We start from the raw sequence: 13,624 nt of genomic DNA on the forward strand, positions 1-13,624 counted from the left end.
GGGTGGCAGGGTCGGTCGGCCGCGCGGGGGCGGCGGGTGCGGTCGGCTGCTCGGGCGGCGTGCGACGAATGGCGTGCGGCGAGTGGCGGGCTGCGTGCGGTCGGTCGCTCGGGCGGTGGGTGCCGGGAGCGAGGCGGGGACGGGCGGGGGCGCTGGTGTGCCGGGTGCGGCTGCGTCAGGCGCCGGGCCTCGATGGTTCCTACGGCCGGGGGCGGTCGCGGGGTTCAGTCCGGGTGGCGGTTCGGGCGGCGGTTCGGTCCGGTCGGACGGTTCGGAGGGGTCAGTCCGGCCGGTTCCCCGCCGCCGGACCGGCGAGCAGGACGGCCGCGGCCAGGTCCCCGTCGGGCGTCTGCTCGACGGCCACGGCCAGCACCAGATCGGCGTCGCCGTCCTGGAGCAGCAGCGCGGCGAGTTCGAACGCCTCGGCCGGGACCACGCCGGGTTCGGCCTCGGCCGGGCAGATCGCCACGATCGGGCCGGTCAGGCCCCAGCGCGCGGAGACGTGCCCGAGGACGGCGTTGGGGTTGGACTGGAAGAACAGCAGCGGGCCGGTCCGCTGTCCGGGTTCGGCGCTGCGCTCGATGGCCCGTGCGGTGTCGAGGTCGCCGCTCGTGCTGGCGAGCAGCAGGGCGGTCCGTCCGGGGGCGGGCGGTTCGCCGTGGTGGGCGCGCAGGCAGCGTTCGGCGGTGTCGGCGACCAGCGGGTTGAAGGCGGAGGCGGCGAAGCCGGGCAGCGGTGGCGGCGGCCCGTCCAGGCCGGGTGCGGGGCGGCGGGCCTCGGCGAGGATCCGCAGTCCGTGGGTGTGGTCGGCAGGGGTGTTCTCGGCGGTGGTCATGGCGGTGGCGGTCATCCCGGGGCCAGCAGGAGGGCGGTGTTGGCGCCGCCGAAGGCGGAGTTGAGGCTGAGGGCGTACGGCGGCCTGGCGGCGTGCGGGCCGTCCAGGACGAGGTCCAGCGCGAGGTCCGGGTCGGGGCCGAGCCAGCCGGCGTTGACCGGGAGCAGGCCGGTGCCCAACGCGCCGATGGTGACGGCGAGTTCGAGCAGTGCGGAGGCCTCCAGGGCGTGCCCGTGCACGGACTTGCTGGAGCTGACCGGCAGACGGTCGGTGTGCGGGCCGAACACCCGCCGCAGGGCGCGGGCCTCGGCCCGGTCGGCGAGGGTCGAGCCGGTGCCGTTGGCGTTGACGTAGCCGACCTCGGCCGGATCGACGCCCGCGCGGGTGAGCGCGGCCCCGATCGCCCGGGCCGTCCCGTCGCCCTCCGGTTCCGGGCGGCAGACGTGGTGGGCGTCCCCGGCCCGGCCCCAGCCGGCCAGCCGGGCGAGCGCGGGAGCGCCGCGCCGTTCGGCGGCCGGGGCGGACTCGACCAGGACGGCGGCGGCCGCGTCGGCGAGCAGGGTGCCGGTGCGGCCGGCGCTGAACGGGCGGGCCTCGCCGTCCCGGGCCAGCGCCCGTCCGGCGTCGAAGACCGCGAAGACGCCTGGTCCGACCAGGTGCCCGGCCGCGACCAGGACCCGCTCGTGCCGCCCGGCGGCGACCAGGGCCGCCGCGTCGGCGACGGCGGTCGAGGCGGCCACGCAGGCGCCGTTGTACACCCGGGTGACACCCGGCGCGCCCCACCCGGAACGGACCCCGGCGGCCACCGCGTCGGCGGTCGCCCGGGTGCGCTCGTCGCTGTGCAGGGCGAGCAGGACGGGCAGGCCGGCGCCCTCGGCGGCGGTCAGCCCGGCCTGCCCGCAGGCCTGGCCGATCGCGTCGAGCACGGCCCTGGCCAGGGGGAAGGTGCAGGCCAGGGGCACGGTGTCGGGGAACAGCGCGGCCCGGGTGGTTCGGCGGGCGCTCACGTCGAAGCGGGTGACCGGGCCGGACAGCGCCTTGCCGTGGGTGGCGGCCTCGGTGAGCGCGGCGAGCCCGCGCCCGGCGGCGCTGAGCACCCCGACGCCGGTGACCACCGGGCGGTCGGCCGCCCGGCCGGGCGGGCCGGAGCCCGTGCCCCCGGGGATCACGGCCGGGCGCCCGCGCGGTCGGCGAGGACGGCCTCGCGCAGCAGCCCGGTGGCGTCGTCGACGGTGCGCACCGCGCCGAAGCGGTCGTCGTCCAGGTCCAGCTGGAGTCCGTACCGTTGCTCGAACTCGGCGACGAGCCAGGTGAGTTCGAGCGACCCGAGGTCTTCGGGCACGGTGTCGACGGCGCGCTGCCCGAACGCCGCCAGCATGGTCAGGACCTCGGCCCGGTCCGGCAGGGCGTCGGGGAGCGGGGAGCCGGTCACGCGGCGCTGCCGGAGGTGGCGGCGAGGGCGTCGACCCGGCGGGCGACGTCGCCGGTGAACTCGTCCAGCGTCATCAGCGCGGTGGTCTCCATCTCGTCCAGGTCGAACTTGATCCCGAACTCGTCCTCGACCTGCACCGACAGGTCGGCCAGGGCGAGCGATTCGAGGTCCAGCCCGGCCGGGCCGAGGTCAGTGTCCCCGGTGACCTCGGAGACGTCGTACTGCATCTCGGCGAGTGCCGCCAGGACGAAGGCGCGGATGCGGTCCTGCATGGTGGGCTCCTTGTCGGGGTGGTGGTGCGAAGGGGTCGGGGCGCGGCCGGGTGCGGCCCGCGCGCCGGTGGGCGCGGTCAGCCGGCGGTCGCGGTCGCGCGCAGGGCGGCCGGGTCGCGCAGCAGCTTTCCGGTGGCGGTGCGGGGGAGGCGGTCCAGTCGGGCGAGCCGGCGCGGCCGCTTGTAGGCGGCCAGGCGGCGGGCCAGCCCGTCCTGGACGGAGGAGAGGTCGGTCCCGGGTTCGGTGGCCAGGTAGGCCTCGATCGCGCCGCCGTCGAAGACCACCACGGCCTCGCGGACGTCGGGCAGCGCGGTCAGCGTCTGCTCGACCTCGGTGAGGTCGACCTTCAGGCCGCCGATCGAGACCTGGGAGTCCAGCCGGCCGAGCACGGTGACCGGGCCGTCGGCGGCCAGCTCGGCCGCGTCCCGGGTGTGCAGCCAGCCGTCGGACCAGCGGGTTGGATCGTCCAGTCCGGGGTATGGGGAGGAATCCGTGCCGATCTGCAACTCGCCCTTCACCAGGCGCAGTCGCATGCCGTGCACGGGCCGCTTGGCAGGGTGGAGCGTACCGGAGAGGTCGGTGGCGATCACCCCGGTCTCGGTCATGCCGTACATGGTGCCGAGCGGGACGCCGTACCGTTCGGTGAACAGCGCGGGCAGTCCCGGGCGGACGAGTTCGCCCGCCACGACCATCCGCCGCAGCCGGGGCAGTGGCGGGGGAGCGACCGCCCCCGCCAGCAGTTCGGCGTGGAAGGGCACCCCGATCACGGTGGTCGGCCGGTCGCTCGCGGCGACCTCGGCGAGGATGCCCGCCGCCGTCATCCGCTCCGGCACGGTGAGCGCGACCCGGGCGTGCAGGCTGTTGAGCAGCCCGCCGACCAGGCCGAGCACGTGCACCACCGAGGAGAGCAGGACGACCCGCTCGCCCTCGCCGGGGAACTCCACCAGCCTTCGGTAGCAATCGAGTTCGCGCAGCAGATCGGTCGCGGTGCGGGCGATGACCTTGGCCGGACCGGTGGATCCGGAGCTGAGCTGGATCAACGCGTGTCCGGTGCGGGCCGGGCGCCCGTCCGCCAGCGGGACGGCCACCGGCTCGACTTCGGAGAAGCCGCGCAGGGCCGCCGCCGACCGATGGGCGGAGCCTACCAGCACCTGCGGGGCCAGCCGGGCCACCGCCGCGTCGATCTCGTGGTCGGTCAACCGGTGGTCGAGCAGGGCGACTTGGGCGCCGAGGCGCCAGCACGCCAGCAGCACCGCGACGAACGCCACCGACGGCGGCAGCCGCAGCGCCGCCGTCCCGCCGGGTCCGAGCCCGGCGGCCGTCAGTCGTTCGGACTGCTCCTCGACCAGGGCGCGCAGGGCGTCCCGGTCGAGCGGTGCGCCGAGGCGCAGGCACTCCTCGCCGCCGGGTCCGGCCAGCAGCAGCCGGTCGACCCAGGAGTCCGGGGCGTCGGAGTGCGGCAGGAGGGCAGGCGGAAGTACGGAGGGGAGAAAGCCGGTCAACGCGGCTCCACACAAGTGAGGGGATTTTGACATGAACGCCGTTAACAAATCCGAACGGCCAATTCCGTGGCCAGACCTTGGCACAGACGTTTGGTCAAATCAAGGTCTATACCAATGTGGTCGTTGCTCCTACGCTGCCGAAGCAGGACCGGCCCGCGTGTGGCCGTCCTGGAACGAGGAATGCCCGTGGGACTTCTCACGCTGGCCGGGATCGAGCGTGCGGCGCACGCCCAACTCCCACCGGAAATCTGGGATTTCATCGAAGGCGGAAGCGGCGCCGAACGCACTCTGACGGCCAATCGGGAGATGTTCGGGCGCCATGCGCTGCGCCCGCGCACCCTGGTCGACGTCTCCGCCTGCGACCCCGCGCTGACCCTGCTCGGCGCACCGCTGCGCCTCCCGCTCGGCATCGCCCCGATGGCCTACCACCGGCTGGTCGACCCGGAGGGGGAGACCGCCACCGCGCGCGCCGCCGGCCGGGCCGGCGCCCTGCTGGTCGCCGGGATGTTCGCCAGCCGGACGCTGGAGGAGATCGCCGCGGCCGCCACCGGCCCGCTCTGGCTCCAGCTGTACTGGCTGCGCGAACGCGCCGTCCTCGCCGCCCTGGTGGAACGCGCCGAGGCGGCCGGCTACGGCGCGCTCGTGCTGACCGTGGACGCCCCCAGGATCGGCCGCCGGCTGCGCGACCTGCGCAACGGCTTCGCCGTCCCGTCGGCCGTCCGCGCGGTCAACCTGGACCAGGCCCTGACGGCCACCAGCCACCGCGCCACCGCCGGACGTTCGGGCATCGCCGAGCACGCCCGCGAGCAGTTCGACCCCGTACTGAGCTGGACCGACCTGGCCTGGCTGCGCGAACGCACCCGGCTGCCGCTGGTCCTCAAGGGGATCCTCACCGCCGAGGACGCCCGGCTGGCCGTCGAGCACGGCGTCGACGCCGTCCTGGTCTCCAACCACGGCGGCCGCCAACTCGACGGTGCGATGCCGGCCCTGGCCGCCCTCCCCGAGGTGGTCGACGCCGTTCCCGCCGAACTGCCGGTGCTCTTCGACGGCGGCGTGCGCAGCGGCACCGACCTCGCGATCGCCCTCGCCCTCGGCGCCCGCGCCGTGCTGGTCGGCCGCCCCGCGCTCTGGGGCCTGGCCACCGACGGCGAGGCCGGGGTGCACCGGGTGCTCGACCTGCTGCGCGAGGAACTGGAGCACACCATGGCCCTGTTGGGCCGCCCCCGGCTCGCCGACCTGGACCGTACGGTCCTCGCGCCCTGGCCCTGCCCGGCCGGCTGAACCCTGGCCCCCCGTGCGGCCGTTGAACCCGTACCCCCGCGCGGCCGGCCGGGCCCGAGCCCCGCGCGGCTGTTGAACCGCGCGGCTGTTGAACCGTGCAGTCGTTGAACCACGCGGCCGTTGAACCGCACCGCCGTTGAACCGCGCCGTACCCGAACCGCGTTCTCCCCCATGGAGGTCCGACACATGACCGAGCAGAACGAACGATTCCCGGGCTGGGACTGGGACGACCCGGACGGGCTGGCTCCCCGGCTGGACGCCTTCAGCGAGCAGGTCGCCACCTGCGACACGCTCGAAGCGCACCCCGGCGGGCTGCCGCGCGACCACCAGGGCCTGCGCGAACTCGGCATCACCGGAATCGAGTTCGCCGCCTTCCGGACCGCCCACCCGGAGGGCCTCGGCACCGACCTCGCCACCCTGCGCAGCCCCGACGCCGCCACCGCGCCCGGCACCCTCTACCGGGTCGACGGCGACCGCTGGTTCACGCAGCTCGACATCGCCGAACCGCTGCCCTTCGCCGACGCCAGCGTCGACTGGGTGTACGCCGAGCACCTGATCGAGCACGTCACCATGCCCGTCGCCGTCGGCTGGCTGCGCGAGGCCCGCCGGGTGCTGCGCCCCGGCGGCGTCCTGCGCCTGACCACCCCCGACCTCGCCCGCTACCTGGTCGGCTACGCCACCGGCGACGGCTTCCTCGGCAAGCACCGGCGCCGGCTGACCACCCTCGGCTTCGGCCCGCCGATGCCCGAGCGCCCCGCCTTCCTGGTGAACCAGATCTTCCGGTACTTCGGGCACCAGTGGATCTACGACCTGGACGAGCTGCGGCACGTCCTCACCCGGGCCGGCTTCGACCCCGACGGCATCCGTCCGTGCGCCTACCGGCAGGGCGCCCGTCCGGACGTCGCCGACCTCGACACGGCCTTCCGCACCGACGAGACCGTGTACGTCGAGGCAGACTGCTGAACCCGCCGCCGAGCCCCGCGCACCGAACGGATCCGCCCATGCCCCTGCACCCCCAGGCCGAGGCGCTGCGCGCCCGGCGCGCGAGCAGCGGGACCCCGCCGCTCTACACCCTCACCCTCGCCGAGGCCCGTGCCGCCGACCTCGCGGACATCCGCGCGGTGGCCGGCACGCCCGAGCCGGTCGCCGCCGTCGAGGAGCACCGCGTCCCCGGCCCCGGCGGCGAACTCGCCCTGCGGCTCTACCGCCCCGAGCCGCCCAGCCGCCGACTGCCTGTCCTGCTCTACCTGTTCGGCGGCGGCTGGACGCTCGGCTCGCCCGACACCAGCGACGCGATCTGCCGCCGGCTCACCAACGCCGTCGGCTGCGTCACCGCCTCCGTCGGCTACCGGCTCGCCCCCGAGCACCCCTTCCCCGCGGCGCTCCACGACAGCCGCGCCGCACTGCTGCAACTCGTCGAACGGGCCGAGGAGTTCGGCGTCGACCCGGACCGGATCGCGGTCGCCGGCGACAGCGCCGGCGGCAACCTCGCCGCCGCGCTCACCCTCCTGCTGCGCGCCGAGGGCGGCCCCGCCCTGCGCCACCAGCTGCTGGTCTACCCCAACACCGACCACGGCGCCGACACCCCGTCGCTGCGCGACCACGACGACCCGGCACTGTTCAACCGCCGCTCGGTGGACTGGTACTGGGGGCACTACCTGGCCGACCGGGGCGACGGCGCCAGCCCGTACGCCTCCCCGCTGCGCGCCGCCACCCTGGCCGGCCTGCCGCCCGCGACCGTGCTGACCGCCGAGTACGACCCGCTGCGGGACGAGGGCGAGCAGTACGCCGAGGCGCTGCGCGCCGCAGGGGTCCCGGTCGAGCTGCGCCGCTACCCGGGCATGCCGCACGGCTTCTTCGCCATGACCGGCACCCTGGACGACGCCGCCGAGGCCCAGGCCTTCGCGGCCGGCTGTCTCCGGGAGGCGCTGCGGTGACGGCTCCGCCCGCTCCGGGAGGCGCCGCGGCGGACCTCCGACTGGACGACCTGCACGCCTCCCTGGCCGATCCGCTGCTGGACGCGATGACCTTCCTCAACGAGGTCACCACCCGCTACCCGGACGCCGTCTCCTTCGCCCCCGGCCGCCCCTACGAGGGCTTCTTCGAGCCCGAGGACGTCCCGGCCTACCTGGAGACCTACCTCGCCCACCTGGCCGACCGCGGCCTCGGCCGGGACGCGGTGCGCACCGCGCTGTTCCAGTACGGCCCGACCAAGGGCCTCATCAACGACCTGGTCGCCCGCGCGCTGGCCAACGACGAGGGCCTGACCGTCGACCCCGGGTCCGTGGTGGTCACCGTCGGCGCCCAGGAGGGCATGCTGCTGACGCTGCGCGCCCTGTGCGCCGGCCCGGAGGACGTCCTGCTGGTGAGCTCGCCCTGCTACGTCGGCGTCACCGGCGCCGCCCGGCTGCTCGACCTGACCGTCCGCCCCGTCCCCGAGGGCCCGGACGGCGGCCCCGACCCGGCGGCGGTCCGCGCCGCCGCCCGCGCGGTGCGGGCCGAGGGGCGCCGTCCGCGCGCCCTCTACGTCGTCCCGGACTTCGCCAACCCCTCCGGCACCAGCATGCCGGTCTCGGCCCGCACCGGGCTGCTGGAGGCCGCGGCCGAGGAGGGCGTGCTCGTCGTCGAGGACAACCCGTACGGCTTCTTCTCCCGCACCCCGGGGCAGCGGCCCACCCTCAAGGCGCTGGACCGCCGCCGCCAGGTCGTCTACCTGGGCTCGTTCGCCAAGACCTGCTTCCCCGGGGCCCGCCTCGGCTACGTGGTCGCCGACCAGGAGGTGGCCGGCCCCGACGGGCGGCGCAGCCTGCTCGCGGACGAGCTGGCCAAGCTGAAGAGCATGACGACGGTCAACACGCCCGCGCTCAGCCAGGCCGTCATCGGCGGCATGCTGCTGACCCACGACTGCCGCCTGCGGGCCGCCAACGCCCCTGCCACGGCCCACTACGCGGCGGGCATGGACACCCTGCTGCGGGAGCTGGACCGGCACTTCCCGGCCTCCGTGCGGCGCCGGCTGGGCATCTCCTGGACCCGGCCGGACGGCGGCTTCTTCGCCGTGCTGACGGTGCCGTTCGTCGCCGACGAGGCGGCCATGGAGCGCTGCGCGCGCGACCACGGGGTGCTCTGGACGCCGATGGCGCCGTTCTACCCGGCGGGCGGCGGCGAGCACCGGCTGCGGCTGTCCGTCAGCTCGCTGACGCAGGCGCAGATCATCGACGGTGTGGCGAAGCTGGCGGCCTTCCTGACCGCCTGAGGTCGCGACGGGGACGACGGAGGGGCCCGGCTCATCGCGAGCCGGGCCCCTCCGTGTCGTCCGTCAGCGCACCCGGGTGGAGAACAGCCGGGCCGACCAGTACACCGCCAGGACGGTCATCACCGTGACCACCAGCAGCCCCTGCCAGACCACGTCGTCCCCGGCGTGCCCGGAGAACAGCGCGCGCATGCCCTCCACCGCCCAGTAGAAGGGGTTCCACCTGGCCGCCTGCTGCTGCCACTCCGGCGCCAGGGTGAGCGGCAGCAGCACCCCGGACAGCAGCGCGATCGGCTGCGCGATGGTGTTGACCACCGGGGACATCGCCGCGTCGGTCGGCACCATCAGCGCGATGCCGAAGGAGATCGCCGAGGTCATCAGCGCCAGCAGGCCCAGCAGCAGGTAGGCGAGCAGCAGGTTCAGCGGGCTCACCCGCAGCCCGAACGGCAGCGCGATCAGGGTGATCAGGACGGCCTGCACCAGCAGCGCCACCATCTCCCGCATCGCCCGCCCGAGCAGCAGCGCCAGCCGGCTCACCGGGGTCACCCGCGAGCGCTCGATGATGCCGGACCTGAGCTCGCCGAGCAGGCTGAAGCCGGTGTACAGCCCGCCGAAGATGCACAGCACCGCCAACAGGCCCGGTACGTACACCTGGTAGACGTCGGCGTAGCTGCGCGCGCCTTCCGAGGCGAGCACCTTCTTCAGCAGCGGGGCGAACAGCAGGAGGTAGAACACGGGCTGGATGATGCCGACGGCGATCCAGATCGGGGTGCGGATCATGAGCAGCAGCTGGCGCTGGAAGACCAGCCAGGTGTCGCGGGCGAGCTTCACGGTCTCCCCAGGGAGGTGTGCGGGGCCGGGTGGTGCGGGTCCGGGTGGTGCGGGGTCGGGACTGCCACGGCGGGCGGCCGCTGCGGGCCGGGACTGCTGCGGCGGGCGCCCGGTGCGGGGTCAGGACTGCTGCAGCGAGCGCCCGGTGCGGGCCAGGAACACGTCGTCCAGGCTGGGCCGTTGGAGCTGCACGGTGCCGGGCGTCAGGCCCGCCGCGTCCAGCGCGCGCAGCAGCTGGGGGATGGCGGCGGCGCCGTCCTCCAGGTACAGCCGCAGCCCCTCGTCGCCGTTCTGCTCCAGCCGGTGCAGGTACGGCTGCGGGCGCAGCACCGCGGCCGCGCGCTCGAAGGCGGCCTCCGCGGCGTCCAGCCCGACCAGGACGACGTCGCCGGAGATCTCGCGCTTGAGCGCCTCGGGGGTGCCCTCGGCCACCACCTGGCCGTGGTCGACGATGGCGACCCGGTCGCAGAGCGCGTCGGCCTCGTCCAGGTAGTGGGTGGTGACGACCACCGTCATGCCCTCGGTGCGCAGCCGGCGGATCTCCTCCCAGACGTACGCCCGGCTGGCCGGGTCCAGCCCGACCGTGGGCTCGTCCAGGAACAGCACCCGCGGCTGGTGGATCACCCCGAGCGCGATGTCCACCCGGCGGCGCTGGCCGCCGGAGTAGGTGGCGCACGGGCGGTCGCCGAACCCGGTCAGGTCGAAGGCCTTGAGCGCGTCCGCGGCGGCCTGGCCGGCCTGTGCCTTGGCCGCGCCGTACATCCGGGCCTGGAGCACCAGTTCCTCGCGGGCGCTGACGTTGTCGGTGGTGCCGCCGCCCTGGGCGACGTAGCCGATCCGGCGGCGGACCCCGGCGGGGTCGGTGAACAGGTCGGCCCCGGCGATGACGGCCTGTCCGCCGTCGGGGCGGATCAGGGTGGCCAGCATGCGCAGGGTGGTGGTCTTCCCGGCGCCGTTGGGGCCGAGGAAGCCGTAGATCTCGCCGGCGGCGACCGACAGGTCGATGCCGCGGACGGCGTCGACGGTGGTGTCGTCGCCGCCGCGGCGGGAGGTCTTCTTGCGGTAGGACTTGCGCAGTCCCGTGGTCTCGATCAACGGGAACTCCCGTGCGGGGATGGGCTGCCACGGCACCTGGGAAGGCGGGGCCCGGCACCTGCGGAGGGCGGTGCCGCTGCGACACCCTAGGGCGAACCCCGCCCCGGAAACAATGGCCTAGACCAATGGACGTGCGGTCTCCCGGTCTGCTACAGGGCGCCGGCCCGGGCCCGTTCGGCCGAGCGCCTCCAGCCGGTCCGCCGCGACCACCGCACCGCCCCCGGCCAGCAGTTCCGCGCCGACCTGAACCGCCCGCCGCCGGTACTCCGTGGAGTCGAGTACGGCCCGCAGCGCGCCCGCCAGCCGTTCCGGCGCGACGCGCGCGAACGGCACCCGCAGCCCCGCGCCGGCCGCCGCCACCTGGCCGGCCACGACCGGCTGGTCGTGCCGGATCGGCGCGGTGACCAGCGGCAGGCCGTGTGCCAGCGCCTCGCCCACGGTGTTCATCCCGCCGTGGCAGAGCACCGCGTCCAGCTCGCCGCGCGCCATCAGCTCCAGCACCGGCGCCCGGTCCACCGCCACGGCCCGGGGCGGGAGTTCGGGCAGCAGCCCGCGCGGCGCGGCGAACACCGGCTGCACGTCGTCGCCGCACAGCTCCAGCGCCCGGACGGACCGGGCCAGGAAGTCCGCGCCCAGCTCGCCGGCCAGCGTGCCCATGGTGACCAGCACCCGCCGCCGGCCGGGCAGCAGCCGCTCCCACGGGAAGTCCGGGTCGTGCGGCCGTACCGACAGCACCGGCCCGACCAGCGCGTGCTCCGGCGGCGGGGCCGAACCGGTCAGCGCCGGACCGGTGGTCGCCAGCACCAGGGCGGGGGAGAAGCGCGGGTCCAGGTACTCCTCCGGAGGCAGCGCGGCACGCTCCCACAGCCCGCGCAGCAGCCCGGCCATCCAGGCCTCGACCTGCGGCAACGCCCGGTAGGGGTGGCCCAGTTCCATCGCCCCCGGCGCGAAGGACGCCCACGGCAGCCCGTGCCGGTGCGCGACCAGCGCGCCCGCCGGGGTGTGCTGGTCGACCAGCAGGACGTCCGGCCGCCACTCCCGCACGATCGCGTCCAGCGGCTTCGCGGTGAACCGCGCGTACGGGACGATGAAGCCCTCCCAGAGCGTGCGCAGCGCGGCCAGTCCGTGCCCGCCCTGGGCCCGGAACGCCCGGGTGCCGGTGCCGAGCACCTCGGCGTGCGGGTCGAGCAGCGGGCGCAGCACGGACTCGGTGCCGGTCCAGGCGACCTGGTGGCCGCGTGCGGTCAGCTCGGCGGCGATGCCCGCGGCCGGGTTGACGTGGCCGGTCAACGGCGGCATCACCAGCAGGAACCGGGTCATCGCGCGTCCTCCTCGGGGAGCAGTCGCCGCAGGTCGGCGACGGTCAGGGCCTCCAGGGCGGCCAGGTCCAGCCCGGCGCGCAGCGCGGCCAGGTCGGCCCGCGGACCGAAGCGCTGGCGCAGCCGTAGCGACAGATCGGCGAGTTCGTCCTCGTCCAGCAGCAGGTCGCCGTCCAGTCGGGCGTCCGGGGTGACGTGGCGCGCCCAGTCGGGCGGCGCGCCGGCCGCCTCGACCAGCAGGGCCACCAGCTCCGGGTCCAACGGGGCGTCGGGGTGGAGGGGTTCAGGGTTCGGCATGAGAGATCTCCCACCTGCTCGACGGCACGGGGGTGAACGCGGCCGCACCGGAGCGCAGTTGGCGGCTTCCGGGGAGCGACGGCGACGGTGGAGGGGCCCGGGATCACTTGTGCGACCCGGCGGGCGTCGGAATACTAGCCCGGGTGACCGCACTGGAGGCAGTGGCCGTCCACCTCCCCCCACACGCCGTTCCCATCGAGGCGGTGGGCGAGCGCATCGGCCTGACCCCACGTCAACTCCGTCTCTTCCGCCGCTTCCACGGCCTGGACCAGCTACGTCTGGACCCGACCGGGACGCTGCCCGACCTGCTCGAAGCCGCCCTGGACAACCTGCCGGAGCTGCGCGGACGCGAACGCGACGTCCGCTTCGTGATCCATGCCCGCAGCATGCCGGTGGCGGTGCCCCATCCGCTCAACCCGCTGCACGACCTGCTCGAAACCCGTGGACTGGTGCACGCCGACGCCTTCACGGTGACCCACCACGCCTGCGCGGTGGGCCTGCTGGCCATCGACCTGGCCGGCCGGCTGCTCGCGGCCGAACCCGACCCGGCGGCGCTCGCCCTGGTGCTGACCGGCGAGAAGACCTTCACCAGGGACGCCCAGGTGGTGCCCGAGACCGGCATCTTCGCCGAGGGCGCGGCCGCCTGCCTGGTCAGCGCCGACGGCGAGCGCCACCGGATGCTCTCCTTCGCGGTGCGCCAACGCCCGGAGTTCGACGGCCGGCTGGCCGAGGACCCGGACCTGCTCGCCCGCTACCAGCGCGAGTACCCGAACGTGATGGTGGAGGCGATCGAGGCCGCCCTGGACCAGGCCGGTCTGGACCTCTCCGACCTGGCCGCGATCCTGCCGCACAACGTCAACCAGGCGTCCTGGCGGATGATCGCGCGCCGGATCGGCTATCCGGTCGAGAAAGTCGTGCTGGACAACGTGCGGTCGGTCGGGCACAGTTTCGCCTCAGACGGCCTCATCAATCTCCACACCGCCACCACGCGGGGGCTGCTCCGCCGCGGCGACCACTACCTGATCGCCGCCGCCGGTGTCGGAGCCACGTTCTCCGCGATGGCCATGCGGTACTGACGGCCCGCCGACTCCTCCGGCGGCCGTCGTCCGCACAGCGACGCCGCATTTCCCACACCACATTTCCCACACCACCCCAGAGCTCCGGGGCGCCTGCAAGCCCCGGAGCACACATCCCACGTACGACGGGACGGGACACCCATGTCAGAAGCCGCGGTCCAGACCACCGACCCCGAACTGCGCGAGCGCATCCTGCACGGCATCGGCGAGCTCCTGCCGCGCGTCCTCAAGCGCGAGCTGCCCGAGATCCCGCAGGACGCCTGCCTCTTCGACGACCTCGGCCTCACCTCGGCCGGCACCATCGAGCTGATCCTGGAGCTGGAGGAGTCGCTCGACATCCAGGTGGACGTCGAGCAGATCACCGAGGACGACCTGCGGTCGGTCACCAGGCTGGCCGACTACGTCGCCGGGCACGTCATCCCCGAGGACTGACC

At 74.9% G+C, this 13,624-nt stretch carries 15 protein-coding genes; 6 read left to right on the forward strand and 9 right to left on the reverse strand.

From position 1 onward, the window contains the following. Nucleotides 1–280 precede the first annotated feature (280 nt). The 5 genes from ACFCY1_RS06620 to ACFCY1_RS06640 form a co-directional block, all read right to left on the reverse strand. A complete protein-coding gene (locus ACFCY1_RS06620) occupies nucleotides 281–835 on the reverse strand; it encodes a beta-ketoacyl synthase N-terminal-like domain-containing protein (protein WP_375873771.1) in 555 nt (184 codons plus the stop codon). Between the two features lie 11 nt (nucleotides 836–846). Continuing rightward, the gene (locus ACFCY1_RS06625; RefSeq protein WP_259317007.1) at nucleotides 847–2,004 is read right to left on the reverse strand and encodes a beta-ketoacyl synthase N-terminal-like domain-containing protein; all 1,158 of its coding nucleotides are present in this window, start codon (nucleotides 2,002–2,004) and stop codon (nucleotides 847–849) included. After that, nucleotides 2,001–2,267 (reverse strand): hypothetical protein, encoded by a 267-nt coding sequence (locus ACFCY1_RS06630; RefSeq protein ID WP_074004875.1) that lies wholly within the window; start codon nucleotides 2,265–2,267, stop codon nucleotides 2,001–2,003. Before ACFCY1_RS06630 ends, ACFCY1_RS06625 begins: the two co-directional genes overlap by 4 nt. Then, entirely contained in the window at nucleotides 2,264–2,539 is a 276-nt protein-coding gene (locus ACFCY1_RS06635) for an acyl carrier protein (protein ID WP_049653814.1), read from the reverse strand. The genes ACFCY1_RS06630 and ACFCY1_RS06635 overlap by 4 nt, the downstream gene beginning before the upstream one ends. A 77-nt stretch (nucleotides 2,540–2,616) precedes the next feature. Further along, nucleotides 2,617–4,041 (reverse strand): class I adenylate-forming enzyme family protein, encoded by a 1,425-nt coding sequence (locus ACFCY1_RS06640; RefSeq protein WP_375873772.1) that lies wholly within the window; start codon nucleotides 4,039–4,041, stop codon nucleotides 2,617–2,619. Between the two features lie 180 nt (nucleotides 4,042–4,221). Between ACFCY1_RS06640 and ACFCY1_RS06645 the strand changes: the two genes are divergently transcribed. The 4 genes from ACFCY1_RS06645 to ACFCY1_RS06660 all read left to right on the forward strand — a co-directional run bounded on the left by ACFCY1_RS06645 (nucleotide 4,222) and on the right by ACFCY1_RS06660 (nucleotide 8,575). Continuing rightward, nucleotides 4,222–5,322 (forward strand): alpha-hydroxy acid oxidase, encoded by a 1,101-nt coding sequence (locus tag ACFCY1_RS06645; RefSeq protein WP_375873773.1) that lies wholly within the window; start codon nucleotides 4,222–4,224, stop codon nucleotides 5,320–5,322. Between the two features lie 186 nt (nucleotides 5,323–5,508). Continuing rightward, the gene (locus ACFCY1_RS06650; protein WP_074004873.1) at nucleotides 5,509–6,285 is read left to right on the forward strand and encodes a class I SAM-dependent methyltransferase; all 777 of its coding nucleotides are present in this window, start codon (nucleotides 5,509–5,511) and stop codon (nucleotides 6,283–6,285) included. Nucleotides 6,286–6,323: 38 nt separating this feature from the next. Next, nucleotides 6,324–7,259, forward strand: coding sequence for an alpha/beta hydrolase (locus ACFCY1_RS06655; protein ID WP_375873774.1), 936 nt, complete (start codon nucleotides 6,324–6,326; stop codon nucleotides 7,257–7,259). Further along, a complete protein-coding gene (locus ACFCY1_RS06660; protein ID WP_375873775.1) occupies nucleotides 7,256–8,575 on the forward strand; it encodes a PLP-dependent aminotransferase family protein in 1,320 nt (439 codons plus the stop codon). The genes ACFCY1_RS06655 and ACFCY1_RS06660 overlap by 4 nt, the downstream gene beginning before the upstream one ends. Before the next feature lie 63 nt (nucleotides 8,576–8,638). On the opposite strand, the gene ACFCY1_RS06665 is transcribed toward ACFCY1_RS06660, so the two are convergent. From ACFCY1_RS06665 to ACFCY1_RS06680, 4 genes are all read right to left on the reverse strand, one after another. Then, nucleotides 8,639–9,403: an ABC transporter permease gene (locus tag ACFCY1_RS06665; RefSeq protein WP_074004870.1), complete on the reverse strand. Its 765-nt coding sequence runs from the start codon at nucleotides 9,401–9,403 to the stop codon at nucleotides 8,639–8,641. A 120-nt stretch (nucleotides 9,404–9,523) separates the two neighbouring features. After that, nucleotides 9,524–10,498: an ATP-binding cassette domain-containing protein gene (locus tag ACFCY1_RS06670; RefSeq protein WP_049653828.1), complete on the reverse strand. Its 975-nt coding sequence runs from the start codon at nucleotides 10,496–10,498 to the stop codon at nucleotides 9,524–9,526. Between the two features lie 117 nt (nucleotides 10,499–10,615). Then, the gene (locus tag ACFCY1_RS06675; RefSeq protein ID WP_375873776.1) at nucleotides 10,616–11,818 is read right to left on the reverse strand and encodes a glycosyltransferase; all 1,203 of its coding nucleotides are present in this window, start codon (nucleotides 11,816–11,818) and stop codon (nucleotides 10,616–10,618) included. Then, complete coding sequence (locus tag ACFCY1_RS06680; RefSeq protein ID WP_375873777.1) at nucleotides 11,815–12,114, reverse strand: hypothetical protein; 300 nt, start codon at nucleotides 12,112–12,114, stop codon at nucleotides 11,815–11,817. The genes ACFCY1_RS06675 and ACFCY1_RS06680 overlap by 4 nt, the downstream gene beginning before the upstream one ends. A gap of 143 nt (nucleotides 12,115–12,257) precedes the next feature. On the opposite strand from ACFCY1_RS06680, the gene ACFCY1_RS06685 reads away from it, so the two are divergent. Further along, nucleotides 12,258–13,190: a 3-oxoacyl-[acyl-carrier-protein] synthase III C-terminal domain-containing protein gene (locus ACFCY1_RS06685; RefSeq protein WP_375873778.1), complete on the forward strand. Its 933-nt coding sequence runs from the start codon at nucleotides 12,258–12,260 to the stop codon at nucleotides 13,188–13,190. Between the two features lie 141 nt (nucleotides 13,191–13,331). Next, a complete protein-coding gene (locus tag ACFCY1_RS06690) occupies nucleotides 13,332–13,622 on the forward strand; it encodes a phosphopantetheine-binding protein (RefSeq protein ID WP_049653836.1) in 291 nt (96 codons plus the stop codon). Nucleotides 13,623–13,624: the final 2 nt, after the last annotated feature.

Source organism: Kitasatospora sp. NPDC056273 (assembly GCF_042268845.1).
Taxonomy (GTDB): domain Bacteria; phylum Actinomycetota; class Actinomycetes; order Streptomycetales; family Streptomycetaceae; genus Kitasatospora.